Here is a 20,025-nt window from a genome sequence, read left to right as displayed (position 1 = left end):
GCCTTCTCTTAATAGAGCTATGTAAGCCTTTACATTAATTCTTGAACAGAAGGGGAGTTACCCATGAAAAAAGATTCCATTGTTCAGTTGCCTGATGGCTATTTAAACCGCACTCCTGTCTTTCAATTTATTCTTGTGTCGTTACTGTTTCCGATGTGGGCAGTGGCAGCGAGTTTAAATGATATTCTTATTGCCCAATTTAAGCATGTGTTTGAACTCAGCGATTTTGCAACGGCTTTTGTGCAAAGCGCCTTTTATGGCGGCTACTTTCTCATTGCACTTCCCGCTTCCATGATAATTAAAAAGAAAAGTTACAAGTTTGGTATTATTACAGGACTGCTGTTTTATATCGCAGGCTGTTCCTTATTTTATCCTGCCTCACACATGGCGACGTACACGATGTTTTTGCTTGCGATATTTGGGATTGCCGTTGGTCTGGGCTTTCTGGAAACCGCAGCCAATACGTACAGCTCCATGATTGGACCACGTAAACACAGCATCTTACGATTGAACATCTCACAAACTATTTATCCTATTGGAGCGATATCCGGCATCCTTTTGGGCAAATATCTTGTTTTCCAGGAAGGAGCGAGCCTGGAGAGCAGGATGGCCAATATGTCTCCAGCCGAAGCGCAGGCCTTTGGATTAAATATGCTTCAGCACACACTCCAACCCTATAAATATATTATTTTTGTACTGATTGCCATTCTTATTCTATTTATCTTTACAAAGTTTCCTGCGTGTAAGCCAGCTGCTGAGGATAAGACAAATACGGTCGGTTTTAAAGAATCTCTTAAATACCTTGGTGCCAATTCACGCTTCCGCAAAGGGATTGGAGCTCAGCTATTGTATTGCGGCATGCAGACCGCCGTGTGGTCGTTTACCATCCGTCTGGCGCTGGACATGAACTCAGGGATCAATGAGCGGGCAGCTTCCAATTTTATGGTGTACAGCTTTATCTGCTTCTTTGCCGGAAGGTTTATTGCCAACTTTTTGATGGCACGGTTCAAGCCGGCCAAGGTGCTCTTCTGCTATTCTATACTTGGAGCTCTAACGCTCGCTTATGTCGCATTTGTGCCGAACACCACCGCCATTTATGCTGCCATAGGAGTAAGTCTGCTGTTTGGACCATGCTGGCCAACGATTTACGGAAACACGCTGGAAGTAGTCAAGGACAAAAAATATACCGAAACGGCAGGTGGATTTCTCATCATGTCCATTGTGGGAGGAGCCATCATTCCGGCCGTTCAGGGATATGCCTCTGACTTATTCGGTTCCATGCAGACGGCTTTCCTTGTTTCCATGGCTTGCTTTATCTACATTGGCTTCTACTTCTATGGTGAAATGAAGAATCATGAAACGGTTCAGAGAAGCACGAAATCGTCCGTAAAGCTGGCCCGGTAAAAAAGCATCCATTATACAGAATCAAACAGGTTCATTTTTTCTGAGCCTGTTTTTTTGTTATTTTAGTGAGGAACAACTCTTGTAATCTAGCTGAATTTCGAATAGTATGAATACTATAGTTTGTTTAATGAGTAAACATAGTGGTCCGTCACCTAGAGATTTAAACGAATGTTTAACAATAAAAAAGGTGGGTACCTCAAGCATGAATAAGAAAACGCTTTTTAATGATGGTTGGAAATTTGCGAAGAGTCGTTTGGACGCGGAGAGTGCCGAAGGATTGGTGTTCGAACCAGTGGATCTTCCTCATGACTGGCTCATTTATAATACGCTGAATTTGTATGAGAACAGCATTGGCTGGTATCGGAAAACATTTCAGTACAGTAAGGCAGAGGATCAGGTGCTTTTGTACTTTGACGGAGTTTACATGGATTCTGCTCTCTATGTCAATGGGCAGTGGATCGGGGAATGGAAGTACGGCTATTCGTCGTTTGAGCATGATATCACGGGTGCACTTGTCGAAGGGGAAAATGAGATACTCCTGAAGGTCATTCACCAAAGCCCGAACAGCCGGTGGTATTCGGGAGCGGGAATTTACCGGAACGTCTGGCTGAAGCGGCGCGACAAGAACCACATTGTGACTGACGGCGTTTATATTTCAACCAGACAAAACGAAACAGGGTGGGAAGTAGAAGTCGAAACAGAGATCAGTGTTTTCGACGATTTGGAAATCACCCACACCCTGATGTACAAGGAACAAACGGTGGCAGAGGCCAAAGGGAAGGTTTCGGCTTCAAATGACTCGCGCGCTGTAAATACACAAACCCTTTCTGTGGAACAGCCGTTTTTATGGAGCACCGATGAACCTCATCTGTATCAGCTCATCACTCAGGTCCGGCACCAGGATAAACGAATGGAAACTCAGGTACATCATGTCGGCTTCCGAAGCATCATGCTTGATTCTGAAAGTGGTTTCCGTCTGAATGGCCAGAGGATGAAGCTGAATGGCGTGTGCGAGCATCATGACTTGGGGGCATTAGGCGCTGCCTTCAACAAAACGGCGTTGAAGAGGAGATTTGGGCTGTTAAAGGAAATGGGGGTCAACGCGATCCGGACGGCCCACAACATGCCTGCCAAGGAATTAATGAACCTAGCCGATGAAATGGGCTTTCTGGTCGTAACCGAAGCTTTTGACATGTGGGAGCGGTCGAAAACACCGTACGACTATGCGCGGTTTTTCAAGGAATGGGCGCCAACTGATGTTAAGAGCTGGGTAAGAAGGGACCGGAATCATCCGAGCCTGATGATGTGGAGCATCGGCAATGAAATTTACGATACCCATGCGGATGAGAGGGGTCAGGAAATCACGAAAATGCTGAGTGACCTTGTGCAGGAGCATGATCCCAAAAGGAATGGCGCAGTCACCATCGGGTCCAATTACATGCCTTGGGAAAACGCGCAAAAGTGTGCGGATCTCGTGGAAGTCGCAGGCTACAATTATGGAGAAAAATACTATAATCAGCATCACCAGGAGCATCCGGACTGGATCATCTATGGAAGTGAGACGGCCTCTGTTGTGCAAAGCCGTGGCATTTATCATTTTCCATACAACACTTCGATTCTCGCGGATGATGATGAACAATGCTCGTCACTTGGCAACAGCTCCACAAGCTGGGGTGCCAAGTCGGCCGAAGCGTGCATCCTGGCGGAACGGAATACTCCGTTTTCTCCCGGACAGTTTTTATGGACCGGCTTTGATTATATTGGGGAGCCGACACCTTACCATACGAAGAACTCGTACTTCGGGCAGCTGGACACGGCCACGTTCAAGAAGGATTCCTATTATGTCTATCAGGCGGCATGGACCGATTACAAAAAGAGCCCCATGGTGCATATCTTCCCGTATTGGGATTTTAGTGAGGGGCAGCTGATTGATGTGCGGGTTTGCTCCAATGCGCCAAAAATCGAACTGCAACTGAATGGCACAACTGTTGGGACGTATGAGATTGATCATGAAAACGGGACTCAGCTGTCGGGCTGGTGGCAGATTCCGTATCAGGAAGGCGAACTGAAAGCGATAGCCTATGATGAAAATGACGAAATCATTGCGACTGATGTGAAATCATCCTTTAAGGATGCGCATCAAATCCGTTTAAATCCCGATAAAAACGAGCTGATGGCTGACGGACAAGACCTTATTTTTGTGGGAATCAGCATGGAGGATGAAGCTGGCCATCCGGTAGAGAACGCGAATAATCGTGTTCAGGTGGAAGTAACGGGTGCGGGCCGTCTTCTTGGCCTCGATAATGGGGACAGCACCGATTATGATCACTATAAAGGAAAAAGCAGAAGGCTGTTCAGCGGGAAGCTTATGGCCATAATCGGCTCCACACTGGAACCGGGGAACATTAAAGTCGAGGTTTCTTCTCAGGGGATGGAAAGCCAGACGGCCACATTTGCCTCCCACCCTATAAAAAAGGAAGAAGTGGTTAAAGGGATTTCCGCCATGACAAAAAACCAGGAGAGGGAAGTAGTCATGGGGAGTTTAGATGAAATTCCACTCCGGAAAATCGAAATACTCAGTCCCTCCGGTCAAATATTGGACGCAGGAAGAAGGATACTTGATGCAGAAGCAAGACTTTATCCGGAAAACGCTTCTTACCAGGACGTTGAGTGGAGTGTTGTAACCGCAGGCGGCATTCCTTCCAATACTGCGGTCATTGAAGCAAGCGGTTTATCGGCAAAAATTAAAGCCCTGGGGGACGGGGAGTTCCGCGTACGCTGTACAAGCAGCAACGGCACAGAGAAGACGAAACTCATCTCAGAACTCGAGTTTAGTGCCACTGGTTTAGGCACGGCCTATAAAGATCCTTATAAATTTATATCTGCTGGTCTCTATGATTACCACAGGGGAGAAGTAACGAGCGGTAATGAGCGGGGTGTAGCTACCAGCCGGGATGGGGAAACTCAGGTAGGTTTTCGTGATATTGATTTCGGTCCTCATGGCTCAGATACGATTGTACTCCCGATTTTTGCGCTGTCGAGTGAACCCTATGCTCTTCAAATTTGGGAAGGCATGCCGGAGGAAGAGGGCAGCGAGCTGCTGGCGGATGTTATCTATCAAAAGGAATCAAAGTGGAATGTATATCAGGAGGAAACCTATCATCTGTCCAAAAAGCTTCGAGGCATTACATCACTTTGCTTCGTGCTCCGGCAGAAGGTGCACATTAAAGGCTTTTCTTTTGAAAAAACCAGCCGTGCATATGAACAGCTCTTTCCGAATGATTGCGATTCCATTTATGGCGACACTTTTACAAAAGGTGAAACGCGTATCACAGGAATCGGCAACAATGTCTCCCTCGTATTTGAGGAAATGGATTTTACAGGCGAAGGTGCGAAACGGCTTGTGATTAACGGCCAGTCGCCGATCGATAAAAACACCATTCATATCAGGTTCGAGAATGCGAAAGGGGAAAGCCAGCAGATGGTGGAATTCTCAAACTCCAACGAATATGAAGAAAGAGTGTTTGAGCTGGAGAAGGTAACCGGTATGCAAAAGGTGACGTTTGTTTTCCTTCCGGGAAGCAACTTTGATTTTGGATGGTTCCGGTTCCAACAATAATTAAAAGGAGGAGATGGATATGGCAAACGCAACGATGGATGCAGCAGTGCTTACCGAACTGAAAAATATTGAGCTTAAAGAGCTTGGTGTTCCGGCACCAAAAGACAACGAGGTACTGATCCGGGTGAAGGCCGTAGGGTTGTGCGGATCGGATATCCATTACTACGAGCACGGCAGAATCGGAGGCTATGTCGTCGAGAAGCCGATCATTCTCGGTCATGAGGTTTCCGGTGATATTGTGGCCGCAGGGGAGAAGGTACAGAATCTGAAAGAAGGACAGCGCGTGGCAATCGAGCCGGGTGCAACTTGCGGCGAATGCGAACACTGTAAAGCGGGCCGCTATAACCTTTGTCCGGAGGTGGAGTTTCTCGCCACTCCGCCGTATGACGGAGCGTTCTGTGAATATGTGGCGATGCGCGAGGATCTTGTTTTCCCGATTCCTGAGGGGATGAGCTACGAAACCGCAGCGCTCGTTGAGCCGTTTTCTGTAGGTGTTCATGCCATTACAAGAGGAAGGCTTGAGGCGGGCGAGTCCGTGATTATCATGGGGATGGGCCCGATCGGAATGGTGACCGCAGCGGCAGCCAAAATGGCAGGAGCCCGGCAAATTATTGGGGTCGATTTGGAACAAAGCCGCCTGAACACGGCGAAGGAGATGGGAGTTACCCATACGATCAATCTGCGGGATGACGATTTGTCTCTGAAGCTTAATGAATTTACGGACGGCCGGGGTGTGGATCTGGCGATTGAAACAGCAGGCAGCCCGAAAGCCGTTCAGGGAACCATCGCATCTGTCCGCAAAGGCGGAAGAGTGGCAATCGTCGGCATGTCCCCCCAGGATGAAGTACCGATGAACGTGGCACAGATCATTGATAAGGAAATCGACATCATGGGAGTATTCCGTTATCACCACACCTATCCAAAAGCACTCGAGATGCTCTCAGAAGCCGAAATTAATATTGAAAACATCATTACGGACAAATACAGTATGAACCAAACCGCCGATGCGTTTGAAAAGGCGATTCACGACAAAACGAACACACTTAAGATCATGATTTATCCGAATGGAGAATGATTGAAGAAGGCGCTGTCTGTCAGCGGCAGCGCCTCTATTAGTGTTTTGAGTCGATAAAAAAACCTCCAACCCCAAAAGGGATCGAAGGTTTTATGAATCTGCCATTAAACGGTTTCACTTAATAGACTGTTTCGGTTGTTTTTTCGTCATTAAAAGCGGGTTCTTTTTTTTTAAGACCGAGTGACTCGGCCGTAGATTGATGAATTTTTCTCAGCAGATCGGGATTCTCCATCAAGGAAAGACCATAGGATGGAATCATTTCTTTGATCTTCGGCTCCCATTCCTTCTTGCGGTCAGGGAAGCATTTGTTGATGATTTCAAGCATAACGTGAACGGCTGTGGAAGCACCCGGAGATGCACCGAGCAATGCTGCGATGGTTCCGTTGGCACCAGTGACCACTTCTGTACCGAACTGAAGTGTACCTTTGCCGCCAGCTTCTGTATCTTTGATGACCTGTACACGCTGGCCTGCCACAACTAGATCCCAATCTTCAATTTTAGCGTTCGGGATAAATTCACGAAGCTCTTCCATACGCTGTTCTTTGGAAAGCAACACTTGCTGGATCAAATATTTGGTCAGTGACATTTCTTTTACGCCTGCCGCCAGCATCGTTAAGATGTTATCCGGCTTAACGGAAGTGATCAGGTCGAACATGGAGCCGGTTTTCAAGAACTTGGGTGAAAAGCCGGCGAATGGTCCGAACAGCAGTGATTTTTTGTTGTTGATAAATCGTGTGTCCAGATGTGGAACGGACATCGGAGGAGCACCCACCTTGGCTTTTCCGTAAACCTTTGCGTGGTGCTGCTCAATGACTTTCGGGTTGTTACATACCATGAAAATACCGCTTACCGGGAATCCGCCAATATGCTTTCCTTCAGGAATGCCGGACTTTTGCAGCAAGTGAAGGCTTCCGCCGCCCCCGCCGATAAAGACAAACTTTGCTTTATGGCGTTCAACGGTACCGCTGTCATTATTCTTAATTTTCAGTTCCCAGGATCCGTCGCTCGTACGCTTCAGATCATTCACACCATGTCCGTAGAGGACGTCAACATTCTTCGTTTTTAAATGATCAAAAAGAATGCGGGTTAACGCACCAAAGTTAACATCCGTTCCGGTGTCAATCTTGGTAGCCGCAATCGGTTCGTCCATTTTACGGCCTTCCAGGATAAGTGGAATCCATTCCAGAAGCTTCTCCGTATCTTCTGAATACTCCATTCCCTGGAACAAAGGGTTCTTTGACAGCGCTTCAAACCTTTTCTTCAGGAACTCCACATTTTTCTCACCTTGCACCAGGCTCATATGAGGCAATGGCATGATAAATTCTTCGGGTTTCTGAATGAGCTTGCGCTTTACCAGATGGGACCAGAACTGCATGGATACCTGAAACTGTTCATTTATGTTTATTGCTTTACTAATATCAATGGATCCATCGGGCTTTTCAACCGTATAGTTAAGCTCGCACAGTGCAGCGTGTCCTGTTCCCGCATTGTTCCATTCGTTAGAACTTTCCTCGCCTGGTTTTTCGAGCTTTTCAAACACTTTAATATTCCATTCCGGTGCTAATTCCTTCAAGAGAGTTCCTAATGTCGCACTCATGATTCCGGCGCCAATTAAAATGACGTCAGTGTTAGTTTCTCTGTTGCTCATTTATACCAACCTTTTCGCCTAATATTTGCAGAAAAGTTGCAGGTCTCACACCAAGCCAAGGTGCAATCGGATCACACACTTTCCCGTCTTAATGAAAACGATATCATCACGAATTACAATAATTAATGGATTGAACTATCTCTATTATATGACAAATATTAATTATTTGAAAGCTGGTAGAAAGTGAGAAGTGCAAATAATTACAGAAAAACCGATGATTTTTATCGTTTTTTATGAAAAAGTCCGTTTCTATCGTAAAAAAACATTATTTATACTATGCAGTCCATGAAATAATGATCGTTTGCAAAGGCGCAAAAAACTGACAACTTAAAATTTTTAAAAATAACAGCTTGATTGTTAAAATTTCATCGGCTATAATTTGATTAACGAAAGCGCTTTCGATTTAGAGGGGTAGATAATGATTACGATTTATGATGTTGCAAAAAAGGCTGGTGTTTCCAGCACTACCGTATCAAAAGCTTTAAATAACTATCCCGATGTGAGTGAAAAGACACGGAAAGCCATCTTGGATGCTGCGGAAGAAATGGGATACATGCCTAATTCCCATGCTCAATCGTTATCCACTAAAAAGACATGGTCTATTGGAGTCATGTTTACAGAGGACAATGAAGTGGGAATGATGCATCCGTTTTTTAACGCGGTAATCGAGAGTTTCCGTAAGCATGCTGAACAAGAGGGATACGATCTCATCTTTGCCTCAAGAAATTTGAGAAACCGGAATATCAGTTATTTGGAACACTTTTTGTATCGTGGTGTCGATGGCGTTATTATCATATGCTCGGATCAAAAGGATCCTTATGTAGTGGAAATTTTGAACAGCAAGATTCCTCTCGTGGTGATTGACATGAAGGGGATCAACAGCAGCACAGTCTTTTCGGATAACGAGGCTGGAGGAGAGCTGGCTGTGGACCATTTCTATTCACTTGGGCATCGTAAAATTGCTCATATCGCTGGATCTTCTGACTCCTTTGCAGGAAGAGCAAGAATCACAGGCTTTATGAATGGAATCAAAAAGCACAATCTGCCGCTCCCTGATGGGTACCTGGTTGATGGAGGAATGTTTTCCATTATTGAAGGCCAGCATGCGATGGAGAAGCTTTTGGATCTGGAAGATCGCCCTACAGCGGTATTTGTGGCGGGAGACCAAATGGCGATTGGAGCTATGGAAGCGGTCAGGAACAAAGGACTTAAAATACCTGAAGACATATCGATTATCGGTTTCGATGACATCGAGATGGCGAAATATGTGACTCCGGGATTAACCACCATTAAGCAGGATACGGAAGCGCTTGGAAAGCAGGCTGGACAGTTATTGGTCAGCCAGATGGTTCAAAAAAAGAAAAAAATCAAGTCGGAGATTGTTCCAGTAACGTTAGTTGATCGAAATTCGTGCCAACGCTTAATTTAAATTTTTTTCGGGCTTTCCGAAAGCGGTTTCGTTAACAAGTGCAATTTTTTTTAGTGAAAATCGAAACCGCTTTCGAAAAAATAAAATATGAAACTAGGGGAGTAAAGATGAAAAAGATAACCAGTGTTCTTTTATCATTTATTTTACTGTTAGGGGTTCTTGCCGGCTGTTCTGGTTCGCAAAGTGCGAATGGATCAAAGGATGGTAAGAAGGTGGATTTACGGATTTGGTCGTTCACGGACGAATTGAAAAAACCAATTAAAACCTATGAAAAAAAGAATGGATTAAATGTTGAACTAACGATTGTACCGATCGCGGATTATCCTACCAAGCTTAAACCGGTACTGGAGAGCGGGGTAGGCGCACCGGATGTATTCACGGGTGAGCTTGCGTTTATCAAACAATGGGTGGATGCCGGGTACTGGGAGAACCTGTCGAAGTCTCCTTACAACGCCGACAAGCTGTCCGATAAATATGTGCCTTATGTGTTTGATTTAGGTAAAGACAAGGACGGAAATGTGAGAGCGCTTTCCTGGCAGACGACTCCTGGAGGCATCTACTATAAGCGAAGTATGGCAAAGGAAGTGCTTGGAACAGATGATCCACAAAAGGTTGGCGAAATGATGTCATCCATGGATAAGGTTTTCCAAGTGGCTGATAAGATGAAAGCGAAGGGCTATCGTATGTTCCCTGATGAAGGATCCATTCGCTGGTTCTCACAAGGTGATTCTCCTGAGCCATGGGTGAATGCCGAGAATGAGCTGAAGCTGACAGATAAAAAGATTGAATTTATGGATTATGCGAAAAAGATGAAGAAAGACGGATATACAGCAAATGCGGCAGAGTGGTCTCCTTCATGGTTCGAGTCCATGGACAAGCCGGTCAAAGTGAAGGAAAACGGAAAAGTAACGGAAACGAAGGTATTCTCTTATGTTCTTCCTACATGGGGATTACATAGTGTATTGAAAACCAATGTGAAGAAATCCGTTGGGGACTGGGCGGTAACAAGCGGACCAAGCCCTTACTTCTGGGGCGGGACATGGCTTGGAGTCTACAGTAAGTCCAAGAACAAAAAAGCGGCATATGACTTCGTGAAGATGATGACCCAGGATGATAAATTCTTGAAAAGCTGGGCTAAAGAGACGGGGGATGTTCTGTCCTATCAGCCTGTGACGAATGCGATCAAAGATGATTTCAGCGACAAGTTCCTTGGCGGGCAAAACAATTATCAATTTTTCCTGGATCAGGCTCATAGCATCAAGCCGGGCATTGTAACCAAATACGATCAGCAGCTCGATACGTTTTATGGAAATGCGGTTAAGCAATATACAGATGGCAAAAAGTCCAAAAAAGCGGCAGTTGCCGAGTTTTATCAAAAAGCGAAAAACGCCTATCCGGAATTAAACGTACCAAAAGAATAGAGAGTGGTTTACGAGCGGCGTAATTCCCATTATGCCGCTTGATTACAAAGAGGGGGAGTAAGGTGAAGAACTTAAACAAGTACGGTTACTTCTTTATCGCGCCGTTTTGGATTGTCTTCCTGGTTTTCAGTATTTATCCCGTGGCATTGACCTTTTATTACAGCTTCACTAATTATTCTGGAACGGGATCAGCTGTGGTCGTAGGGCTGTCCAACTATAAACGGCTGTTAACGGACAACTATTTTGTGGATGCATTTTTTAATACATGGAAAATATGGGGGATCAATTTTGCTCTTCAGATCGGAATCGCGTTGATTTTGGCAGCCATCTTTTCAGACATGAGAATGAAAATGAAGGGACAGGCTTTTTTCCGGGCGATATTCTATCTGCCTAACCTTATCACAGTAAGTTCCGTTGCTTTATTATTTGGTATTTTACTGGATTGGCAGCACGGATCATTAAATGTTGTATTAATGAACTTAGGATTCATAAACGATCCCATCGATTGGCTGAATAAACCGGCAACCGCTCAAATTTCGGTCTCGCTCATCTTGACCTGGATGTGGTTTGGACACTCCTTCATTGTCATCATGGCAGGAATTTCAGGAATATCCAAGGATTATTATGAGGCCGCTCTTATTGATGGCGCGAACCGCTGGCAAACATTGACGAAGATCACCCTTCCATTGCTAAAGCCGATTTTATTGTACATCATGATCACTTCACTTATTGGAGGTCTTCAATTGTTTGATCTTCCTATGCTGCTGACGGATGGCATCGGTTCACCGGACGGCTCGTTAAATACGATGGTTCTGTATTTATACAACCAGGCTTTCAAGTACAACAATTATGGGTACGCATCGGCAGTAGCTTACGGGCTGTTTATCATTACGGTAATTTTTTCTGCGATTGTTTTTAAATCGATGTATGGAAACCAAAGAAAACAAGCGGGGCAGGTGTAAAAAATGAATTCGAGAGTAGAACCGAATAAAAGCATAAGTGCCAGTTGGAAGGCCAAGCCTCTTCCGATCCCTGCCTCCCGGAACAGGAAAGGCAAAGTGATAAAAGGGCTCATTTATACTGTACTCACTCTTATGGCAGTCGTTTGTTTTGTTCCGTTTCTAATGATGCTCATTAATGCCACTCGCTCCAATGAAGCCATTTTGACCGGGTTCACCCTGGTTCCGGGCACTTCCCTTTTGGAGAACTATCGAACGATGATGGAGTATGTGAACATTTGGAACGGGTTTAAAAATAGTCTTTTTATTTCTGTGCTTGTTACTGTTCTGTCAGGATACTTTTCAGCTCTGACGGCGTATGGATTTGCTTTCTATACGTTTAAAGGAAAAAACGTCCTCTTTGTATTTATGCTGGTCATGATGATGGTCCCTGGACAGTTGGGGCTGATCGGGTTTTATGAATTATCGAAAACACTCGGTATTCTTGATACTTACATTCCATTGATTGTTCCATCCATTGCCAGCCCGTTTGTTGTGTTCTTTTTACGGCAGTATGTACAGACCACACTTCATCCGAGCTTAATTGAATCAGCAAGAATTGACGGAGCGAGTGAGTGGAGGATCTTCCACACCATCGGCATTCCCATGATGATGCCAGCGGTTGCCACCATGTCCATTTTTACGTTCATAGGCTCGTGGAACAACTACATCATGCCATTGGTTTTGATTTTTTCACCAGAGAAATATACGCTGCCTGTTTTAATGGGCTTTTTAAAAGGATCGCAGGTCGCTCAGAACCTCGGTTCCATGTACCTGGGAATTGCAATCTCTGTTGTGCCGATCATGATCGCCTTTCTATTCCTATCAAAATATATCATTAACAGTATTTCAGCAGGAGCCATTAAAGAATAAGGAGCAGATTACTCAATGAAATTTACAAAAGATTTTGTCTTCGGAACCGCTACATCATCCTACCAGATTGAAGGTGCTCATCAGCAGGATGGAAGAACCCCATCGATATGGGATTTATTTTGCAAGACGCCCGGGAAGGTGTTTGAACAGCACAATGGCAATATCGCTTGTGACCATTACAACCGTTTCGAGGAAGATATTCAGATCATTAAAGAACTCGGCGTGGATTCCTACCGCTTTTCAATCGCCTGGCCGCGCATTTTCCCGAGAGAAGGAGAGTATAACCCTGAAGGCATGGCATTTTACATAAATCTTGCCGAGCGCTTGAGAGAGGAAGGGATCAAGCCTGCTGTAACCCTGTATCACTGGGATTTACCTCTGTGGGCTCATGAAAAAGGGGGATGGACGAACAGAGAGAGCGTTCAATGGTTCCTTGATTATGCAAAAGCTTGCTTTACTGCTTTGGACCATGTCGTTGATTCATGGATCACCCATAATGAACCATGGTGTGCAGGATTTCTGGGATATCATCAAGGGGTGCATGCGCCAGGGCATACCAATCTGGAAGAAGCTCTTAAAGCGGTTCACCATATCCTTCTTTCTCACGGAGAGGCAGTCACAATGCTGAAGTCGGATTTCTCCTCGGCTACGCCAATAGGAATTACCCTGAATCTTTCACCCGTATACGCCATGACCGATTCAGTCAACGATCAGCTTGCGGCCAACAATGCAGATGGGTACTCGAATCGCTGGTTCCTGGACCCTGTATTTAAAGGGGAGTATCCCGCCGATATGATGAATTTGTTTGCAAAGTATGTTCATTCGTATGATTTTATCCATAACGGGGACCTGGCGGCTATTTCTGTTCCATGCGACTTTTTCGGCATTAACTATTACAGCCGTGCACTTGTGGAATTCAGTGCAGCCACTGATTTTATGTACAAAGGGGCTTACTCTGATTATGAAAAAACAGGGATGGGCTGGGATATTGCACTCAACGAATTTAAGGATTTGATTGTCAGACTTCGCAGGGAATATACCGACCTTCCTATCTACATTACTGAAAATGGAGCGGCATATGACGATCAGGTAGAAGAAGGAAAAGTCCGTGATGCCCTGCGGACACAGTACGTCGAGCAGCATTTACAGGCGGTTTCTGAGCTGAATGAGCAAGGGATGAACATTCAAGGGTATTATTTGTGGTCCTTGCTCGATAATTTTGAATGGAGCTTTGGCTACGATAAACGGTTTGGGATCATTTATGTAGACTTTGAGACACAGGAACGGATTTGGAAAGACAGTGCCTATCGCTATGCAGAGATTATAAAAAACAAAGCGATATTACCGGTTAATTCATAATAAACAAGACACCTTAGTCAGTCACTCGAAGAAAATCCATGGAGGTTATCGAATGCAGAAATTTTGGATGATCGTTCTGACAGGATTGATGATGATGGGGATGTCCGGAACCGTTTATGCCACAAAAGCAGAGGCATCTGCGTCGTTTCATCCGGCTGCCATAAAAGGCAAAGATCAGGGTACCACCCGGATTTATGTGCCATTTAAATTGTCACAGCAGCAGCACTTAGCTGCGAAAATATCGAACAAGCCTTTTGCAAAAGTGAAAAAAGGGGATGCTGTTCCTGCAGACCGAACGGTAAGCAACCCGTATCGGCCAGGTGCCAGCCTTTCTGGTGTTGATGCGAAAATCAACAAATACGTTGGCATTTATCTGCTGAACTCATCCAACAAAGTAGAAGATTTCAAACAAATTATCTTGAAGAAAAGCCAGATCAAGAACGAACACTGGAATTTGGTATGGCAGGATGAGTTTAATGACAAGGTCATAGATGAGAAGAAGTGGAACTTTGTTCAAGGCGGAGGCGGATACGGGAACAATGAGCTTCAGCATTATACGAACCGGCCGGAAAACGCACGCCTTGAAAATGGTTCTCTTGTTATTGAAGCACGAAAGGAATCATTTGGAGGCAACGATTACACGTCGGCAAAGCTGACTACTCAGAACAAGGGCGACTGGACCTATGGCCGTTACGAGATCCGGGCTAAGCTTCCTAAAGGCCAGGGGATGTGGCCTGCCATCTGGATGATGCCGACGGATTATGATCTTTATTCAGGCTGGCCGGCCAGTGGCGAAATTGACATTATGGAAATGCTGGGTCATGCGCCCAACCAGGTTCATGGCACTCTGCATTATGGCATGCCATGGAAGTATACAGGACAAGACTATACGCTTCCTGAGGGAGTAAAGGACTTTTCAGAAGACTATCATACGTTCACCCTGGATTGGGAGCCCGGTGAAATCAGCTGGTATGTGGACGGTATTCTTTATGCGAAACAAAATGACTGGTACAGCAAAAATGAGAATGCTGCAGCACCTTATACGTATCCTGCTCCTTTTGACAGGGATTTCTACATGCAGCTGAATTTGGCGGTTGGAGGGAATTGGCCGGGATATCCGGATCAATCCACAGAGTTTCCCAACAGGATGCTGGTAGACTATGTTCGAGTCTATGATTTGGATGGAAAATACAGAGAACCCGGGGAACGCCCGGTGACGGAAGATCCGGCTGTTGAGCTGCGCCCTCCTCTTGATGATGGGAACTATATATATAATGGAGATTTTACTACTTCACTCGATGATTGGAAGTTTCAGCCTTTTGAACCGTCCGATTTGTTTGGTGGAGAAGGAAATGCTGCCGTTGATAACGGTTCAGCCAAAATCAGTATTACTAAACCAGGGGACGCTGTGCATGCTGTCCAATTCGTTCAGCCGGACATGCCGATTGAACGGGGTGAACGGTACAGACTGAGTTTTGACGCGCGTTCAGAAGGTAACCGCACGGCGGTTATTAATATTTCGGGGCCCGAACGTAATTACTCCAGATACCTATCTGATCAAACGCTCTCACTGACCAACTCTATGAAGTCCTTTTCCTATGAATTCTCGATGGAAAATGAAACGGATCCGCATGCCCGTTTGGAATTTAATCTAGGACAGGCGTCAGCACTTCCTGTCTGGATTGACAACGTCAAGCTGGTCAAACTTCCAAAGGACCCAAATGCTCCGAAAAAAATACTGCCAAACGGAAACTACATTTATAATGGTACATTTGACCAGGGTACAGACCGTCAGGAGTTCTGGGAATTCGCAACTGAACGAGGGGCAAAAGCAAAAACGGAGGTAGGGGCAGCGGTTTCAGAAAGAAAACTTAATGTGAAGATCAAAAATGCCGGAAAAAGTGCGGATGCTATCCGATTGAGCCAGGACAAGCTCAATCTTGAAAAGGAAGCAGCCTATTTGCTCACCTTTGACGCGAAAGCCGACTCAGAAAGAAACATCGGGTTCAGAGTTGCGAATGAAACGAGAGACACGTTCTATACGAAAACTACTGATATTAAGCTCTCATCGGAAATGAAAAACTATCAAGTCCTGATTCATCCGTCGGAAAGCCAACAAAAGAGTGTCATAGAATTCCTATTGGGCGGAAACAAAGCAAATGTCACGATGGATAACATTCAAATGAAAAGGATTGCTGCTCCGGTTGTACTTGATTCAACCCATCAAACGATTGAAGCCGAACATTATCAGGACATGTTTGGTGTGCAATCAGGGGAATCCAGTGTGGGCTGGATCGACGAAGGGGATTGGATGCAGTATGCTGTCGATGTTAAAGAAGCAGGGGACTATACAGTAACCTACCGGGTGGCTTCCGGCAGAGATGGAGGAAGCATTACTCTCTTGACGAAGAAAGGAAACCAGTTTAGCGGGGATCTTCCAGCAGGTGAAATTAATGTGGTGAATGCTGATGACCACTCTACTATAAAGGTACCTCAAACTGGAGGGTGGGATTCTTGGCAGACTGTAACAAGTACTATCAGATTGGAAAAGGGGATACAAACGCTACAAGTCTATGCCCCAAATGTGAATCTGGATTGGATGAAATTTAATCAATAGACTGGTCTTTAAAACCTTGTAAGCTGCGGCTTGCAAGGTTTTATATGGTTAAGGAGTCATCTCTTTGTACGACTTGCCAACACGTTTGATGCGGACAAACTGGCAAGGAATAAAACAAGTCCGGGTAACAAAACATTTTGAGTGGTAAAGTGATCAGTAAGATAAAAAGCGACTGTGCTAAATAGGAAAATGAGATAGGCGTAAAACAAGGCTGTTTTTGTGTATTTGTAGTACAAGGGAGAAGATGGTTTGATTGTATTAGAACCAGTGTTTGGTTCAATCTTGCGGTTTATAAGAGCAGGCAACAGGGTAAATCCTGCAACTAGTAAAAGAATCCCAAGCAGCATGACTGTAGTAAACTGAAAAAGGTCAACCAAATTAAGGGTGTAAATACCAAAAACAAAGAGGATATATGCCCAAAACAAACCGCCCATTGCCGCTTTCTGTCTCTCTTTTAAAGACAGTTCATATTCCGATAGATCTTCTGTAGAAACCGATTCGCTTTTACGTCCCATGGTTTAATCCCCCTAAAAAGAGATAAGATATCTTCTTACAAAGTACCACTAAAAGGTAATAAGTTAACCTTTAATTATCATAATTGGTAATAAATTACTAAAAACCTTCTATTTGATTTCAAGAGAGCTGCCCATGCAGCTCTTTGTTTTATATTCCAGGCAATCTATACGATACAATAGAAGATAAAAAGACCCTATGCGGGAGGAGGGGGAGCTTATGAGCGAAGCGGTTTTTACACTATTGATATTAGGTGGAATCGGCTTGCCGGTGGCTGCTTATGTAACGCTGCTGCTGCTGGATTTCTTTGAAAAGGAGCTGGATTATCTCCAAATCCAGAACAAGCGGATTGAGATGGAGAAGGAGCTTCAGCGTGTGGAGTACCTGCAGCTTAACCAGCAGATTCAGCCGCATTTCATGTTTAATTCGCTGAACGCCATGCTGTCGCTGAGCCGTCTTGGCCGGACGAAGGACGTCAGCCACGCGCTTGAGGAGTTCTCCCAGTTTCTCCGCTATAAATATGTGAATAAGGAATCGCTGGTCGCTTTTGAAGAAGAGCTGGCCTATACCTCGCACTATCTTTCCATTCAGAAAATCCGTTTTGGCAAACAGTTAAACATTCGTTTAACCATCGATGATCAGGCGAAGCGCACACCTGCCGCCTTATGTGCTGCAAACGCTGGTAGAGAACGCTTTTAAACACGGGCTGGAAAAGAAAAGAGGAGAAAAGGAGCTAAGCATTGCATTGGAACGCATGGGAAGCTGGGTGGAGCTCCGGGTAAGCGATAACGGCCCGGGTCCGGCTGATCCAGTGAGCCAGAACGATGGCATGGGCTTGGAGAATATCAGAAAACGGCTTTCTTTAATCTACGATCTTCATACCGAAGTCAGCTTATTAAGAAGAATGGAGGACACTGTCGTGCGGGCAGTGTGGCCATATACACCGGAGGGAGAAAGATGAACGTTCTCATTGTGGACGACGAACCATTGGAAATTGAACAGCTGCATTATTTGATCCAGGAGCAGTATCCTGCGTGGAATCTGTATGGGGCGGAAGATGCGGCGCAGGCCAAAAGGATGCTTGAGGAGCATTCCATCGACCTGGCGCTTCTCGACATCCACCTGCCCGGGGAATCGGGGCTGGATTTATGTGTCTATATTAAAGAGCAGTACGAAACCGAATGCATCATGGTAACGGCCTTTGAAGATTTTCAGTATGCCAAACAGGCTCTTCAGCTTCATGTCTTTGACTATATCGTCAAGCCTGTCATCAGCAGGGAGTTCTATCTGGCGCTGGAGAAATTCGTGAAAACATTTGGGTATTTAGAGAAGGTTTCGCCTTCGATCGAGAAGGTCATCCAACTGATCCATAACGGGTATGAAACGAAGCTGAACCTGAAAGAACTGGCCGATAAAGTGCACATGGCACCGAATTACCTCAGCCGGAAGTTTTCGGAGGAAGTAGGGATGAACTTTCAGGAGTATGTGATTTCCTACCGAATCACCAAAGCAAAATCATTGTTAAAGCAGCAGCCCGGCTGGTCAATTCATCAGGTTTCCGAGAAATCCGGCTTCACCAGTCTGCATCATTTTAGCTCTACATTTAAAAAGATCGTTCAGCTTTCACCAAGCCAGTACCGGGAGAGCCTGCAGCATGATTGAGTGGTATGTTCCTTTGTCCATTGCCGCAGCGGTGATCATTTTCAATCTGAACCACGTGGCTGAACACTCTACACCCGGCGATTATTTCTTGAGCAGGCAGGAGCTGGGGCTAAAGCGAGGCACGGTTTTGTTATGGATGAGCTTTTTTGGCGGGTTTTCCCTGGTTGCTCCCGTGTTTGTGATCTATTATTTTGGCTGGCCTGCCGGTGTGGGCTACGGCCTTTTTCTGCTGCTTTTTCTTTACATTCTATTATCCTGGCTTTTCCGGCAGGTTGGGAATGATCCATTTCAGTCTGCAGGTCTGCTTGGACACTATCAGGCCAGACTGACAAAGAAAGGGTATGCCTTCCTTCTGCCCCTCGTTATTTTGGCCAACATGGAGGGACTGCTGCTTCAGCTTGGACTGGCACAGAAGGTGTTTACACTTTGGTTTCCCGACCTGTCAAAGGGGGCATTTTTGGCTATCCTCCTCGGTTTTTGTTTTGTGATTGCCGGTCTCGGCGGCATGCTTGCGATTTTCAGGGCGGGCTATAGCCTCCTTTTGGTCTGCGGCTTGTCCTTTTTGTTCATACCGCTCTATTCCTATTTGGGGGATGGAATTCAAGCTGTGTTTCATTCCTATCAATTTTTTCTAAAGATGAGGGAAGCACAGCCGGTCGAAATGGTTTTTCTGCTGATTGTTGTTCCGTTTGCGCTGATGGGAATTCTTATGACCCATTTGTTTCAATGGCAGGTCATTCAGTCGATTAAACCGCAGTACCGATCCCAGGTGCGGAAGCTTTCGGTTGCCTGTTTTTCCTCCATTCCGATTTCGATTGGTATTTATGCGATCTATATGTTGAGTAAGCATCCGGCATTCACTTTTATAGAATTTGTGCAGCACATTGTTGAGGTACCTGGCCCTCTGATTGCCATGCTGATTGTGGTGTGCTGGCTGGCGAGTGTGGTCCACTCTGTGTTCATTTCCATTTTTTCGATGGCCGTTCTGTTTATGAAAAGCATTCCGGGGCAGCGGTCTCCCAGAAACAGAATCCGGAGTCTCTATTTGCGTTCCGGAATTCTCTTGTGTCTTGTCTTTTGTTTTCATGTCTGGTTCATGCAGAATGTGCAGTTTCTTTTTATGGCCTATGTGCTTCTTTACTTGATCGTCTCCACCCCGCTGGTATTTATCGCTAAAAGCAGGGGGAGAGTATCTGGATGGACTACCGGCAGCCTGCTCCTGTTTTGGATGCTGGGCCAGATTCTATATGGGGTAACCTCTCAGCCTTATTGGCCCATGGCCCTTTGTGCATTGATTTCTTTTCTGACTGGCGGATCTGTTTATCTCAAGAATAAGAAAAAGAGTGAATATTTCGCAAAAAGAGGTTAGTAAATCGCAAATCCATTTATCTGAATACTTGTACAATT

General features: G+C 45.3%; 15 protein-coding genes. 13 read left to right on the top strand and 2 right to left on the bottom strand.

The window, feature by feature from the left end; translation table 11 throughout:
- The first annotated feature begins 63 nt into the window (after positions 1-63).
- The 3 genes from fucP to QYB97_RS11325 all read left to right on the top strand — a co-directional run bounded on the left by fucP (position 64) and on the right by QYB97_RS11325 (position 6,098).
- Positions 64-1,404: an L-fucose:H+ symporter permease gene (gene fucP, locus QYB97_RS11335; RefSeq protein WP_301166115.1), complete on the top strand. Its 1,341-nt coding sequence runs from the start codon at positions 64-66 to the stop codon at positions 1,402-1,404.
- 202 nt (positions 1,405-1,606) lie between these two features.
- Positions 1,607-5,023 (top strand): glycoside hydrolase family 2 TIM barrel-domain containing protein, encoded by a 3,417-nt coding sequence (locus QYB97_RS11330; RefSeq protein ID WP_301166114.1) that lies wholly within the window; start codon positions 1,607-1,609, stop codon positions 5,021-5,023.
- 19 nt (positions 5,024-5,042) lie between these two features.
- Entirely contained in the window at positions 5,043-6,098 is a 1,056-nt protein-coding gene (locus QYB97_RS11325) for an NAD(P)-dependent alcohol dehydrogenase (protein WP_301166113.1), read from the top strand.
- A gap of 118 nt (positions 6,099-6,216) precedes the next feature.
- On the opposite strand, the gene QYB97_RS11320 is transcribed toward QYB97_RS11325, so the two are convergent.
- Positions 6,217-7,746, bottom strand: coding sequence for a malate:quinone oxidoreductase (locus tag QYB97_RS11320; RefSeq protein WP_301166112.1), 1,530 nt, complete (start codon positions 7,744-7,746; stop codon positions 6,217-6,219).
- Between the two features lie 418 nt (positions 7,747-8,164).
- On the opposite strand from QYB97_RS11320, the gene QYB97_RS11315 reads away from it, so the two are divergent.
- From QYB97_RS11315 to QYB97_RS11290, 6 genes are all read left to right on the top strand, one after another.
- On the top strand, positions 8,165-9,175 hold the full coding sequence (locus tag QYB97_RS11315) for a LacI family DNA-binding transcriptional regulator (protein ID WP_301166111.1): 1,011 nt from the start codon (positions 8,165-8,167) through the stop codon (positions 9,173-9,175).
- A gap of 107 nt (positions 9,176-9,282) precedes the next feature.
- On the top strand, positions 9,283-10,596 hold the full coding sequence (locus QYB97_RS11310; RefSeq protein WP_301166110.1) for an ABC transporter substrate-binding protein: 1,314 nt from the start codon (positions 9,283-9,285) through the stop codon (positions 10,594-10,596).
- A gap of 62 nt (positions 10,597-10,658) precedes the next feature.
- On the top strand, positions 10,659-11,558 hold the full coding sequence (locus QYB97_RS11305) for a carbohydrate ABC transporter permease (RefSeq protein ID WP_301166109.1): 900 nt from the start codon (positions 10,659-10,661) through the stop codon (positions 11,556-11,558).
- Between the two features lie 132 nt (positions 11,559-11,690).
- Positions 11,691-12,467 (top strand): carbohydrate ABC transporter permease, encoded by a 777-nt coding sequence (locus QYB97_RS11300; protein WP_301166262.1) that lies wholly within the window; start codon positions 11,691-11,693, stop codon positions 12,465-12,467.
- 15 nt (positions 12,468-12,482) lie between these two features.
- Positions 12,483-13,826, top strand: a complete 1,344-nt coding sequence (locus QYB97_RS11295; RefSeq protein ID WP_301166108.1) for a GH1 family beta-glucosidase — start codon at positions 12,483-12,485, stop codon at positions 13,824-13,826.
- A 52-nt stretch (positions 13,827-13,878) separates the two neighbouring features.
- Positions 13,879-16,443: a carbohydrate binding domain-containing protein gene (locus QYB97_RS11290; RefSeq protein ID WP_301166107.1), complete on the top strand. Its 2,565-nt coding sequence runs from the start codon at positions 13,879-13,881 to the stop codon at positions 16,441-16,443.
- A 56-nt stretch (positions 16,444-16,499) separates the two neighbouring features.
- Here the strand turns inward: QYB97_RS11290 and QYB97_RS11285 are convergent, their stop codons facing one another.
- Positions 16,500-16,958: a hypothetical protein gene (locus tag QYB97_RS11285; protein WP_301166106.1), complete on the bottom strand. Its 459-nt coding sequence runs from the start codon at positions 16,956-16,958 to the stop codon at positions 16,500-16,502.
- 217 nt (positions 16,959-17,175) lie between these two features.
- Between QYB97_RS11285 and QYB97_RS11280 the strand changes: the two genes are divergently transcribed.
- Genes QYB97_RS11280 through QYB97_RS11265 form a run of 4 tightly spaced genes read left to right on the top strand, consistent with a single transcriptional unit; the run spans position 17,176 to position 19,987 of the window.
- The gene (locus QYB97_RS11280) at positions 17,176-17,655 is read left to right on the top strand and encodes a histidine kinase (RefSeq protein ID WP_301166105.1); all 480 of its coding nucleotides are present in this window, start codon (positions 17,176-17,178) and stop codon (positions 17,653-17,655) included.
- Positions 17,591-17,917: an ATP-binding protein gene (locus QYB97_RS11275; RefSeq protein ID WP_356948178.1), complete on the top strand. Its 327-nt coding sequence runs from the start codon at positions 17,591-17,593 to the stop codon at positions 17,915-17,917. The genes QYB97_RS11280 and QYB97_RS11275 overlap by 65 nt, the downstream gene beginning before the upstream one ends.
- On the top strand, positions 17,914-18,618 hold the full coding sequence (locus tag QYB97_RS11270) for a response regulator transcription factor (protein WP_301166103.1): 705 nt from the start codon (positions 17,914-17,916) through the stop codon (positions 18,616-18,618). Before QYB97_RS11275 ends, QYB97_RS11270 begins: the two co-directional genes overlap by 4 nt.
- On the top strand, positions 18,611-19,987 hold the full coding sequence (locus QYB97_RS11265; protein WP_301166102.1) for a hypothetical protein: 1,377 nt from the start codon (positions 18,611-18,613) through the stop codon (positions 19,985-19,987). Before QYB97_RS11270 ends, QYB97_RS11265 begins: the two co-directional genes overlap by 8 nt.
- The last annotated feature ends 38 nt before the right edge of the window (positions 19,988-20,025 follow it).

The sequence above is a fragment of the Fictibacillus fluitans genome (assembly GCF_030418125.1).
GTDB classification, from domain to species: domain Bacteria; phylum Bacillota; class Bacilli; order Bacillales; family Fictibacillaceae; genus Fictibacillus_C; species Fictibacillus_C fluitans.
This window is presented reverse-complemented; position numbering and strand designations above follow the sequence as displayed.

What these genes read in the sequence shown, in the direction of transcription:
- fucP (WP_301166115.1), top strand. Translation starts at nt 64, where the DNA reads ATGAAAAAAGATTCCATTGTTCAGTTGCCTGATGGCTATTTAAACCGC.
- QYB97_RS11330 (WP_301166114.1), top strand. Translation starts at nt 1,607, where the DNA reads ATGAATAAGAAAACGCTTTTTAATGATGGTTGGAAATTTGCGAAGAGT.
- QYB97_RS11325 (WP_301166113.1), top strand. Translation starts at nt 5,043, where the DNA reads ATGGCAAACGCAACGATGGATGCAGCAGTGCTTACCGAACTGAAAAAT.
- QYB97_RS11320 (WP_301166112.1), bottom strand. Translation starts at nt 7,746, where the DNA reads ATGAGCAACAGAGAAACTAACACTGACGTCATTTTAATTGGCGCCGGA.
- QYB97_RS11315 (WP_301166111.1), top strand. Translation starts at nt 8,165, where the DNA reads ATGATTACGATTTATGATGTTGCAAAAAAGGCTGGTGTTTCCAGCACT.
- QYB97_RS11310 (WP_301166110.1), top strand. Translation starts at nt 9,283, where the DNA reads ATGAAAAAGATAACCAGTGTTCTTTTATCATTTATTTTACTGTTAGGG.
- QYB97_RS11300 (WP_301166262.1), top strand. Translation starts at nt 11,691, where the DNA reads ATGGCAGTCGTTTGTTTTGTTCCGTTTCTAATGATGCTCATTAATGCC.
- QYB97_RS11295 (WP_301166108.1), top strand. Translation starts at nt 12,483, where the DNA reads ATGAAATTTACAAAAGATTTTGTCTTCGGAACCGCTACATCATCCTAC.
- QYB97_RS11290 (WP_301166107.1), top strand. Translation starts at nt 13,879, where the DNA reads ATGCAGAAATTTTGGATGATCGTTCTGACAGGATTGATGATGATGGGG.
- QYB97_RS11285 (WP_301166106.1), bottom strand. Translation starts at nt 16,958, where the DNA reads ATGGGACGTAAAAGCGAATCGGTTTCTACAGAAGATCTATCGGAATAT.
- QYB97_RS11280 (WP_301166105.1), top strand. Translation starts at nt 17,176, where the DNA reads ATGAGCGAAGCGGTTTTTACACTATTGATATTAGGTGGAATCGGCTTG.
- QYB97_RS11275 (WP_356948178.1), top strand. Translation starts at nt 17,591, where the DNA reads ATGATCAGGCGAAGCGCACACCTGCCGCCTTATGTGCTGCAAACGCTG.
- QYB97_RS11270 (WP_301166103.1), top strand. Translation starts at nt 17,914, where the DNA reads ATGAACGTTCTCATTGTGGACGACGAACCATTGGAAATTGAACAGCTG.
- QYB97_RS11265 (WP_301166102.1), top strand. Translation starts at nt 18,611, where the DNA reads ATGATTGAGTGGTATGTTCCTTTGTCCATTGCCGCAGCGGTGATCATT.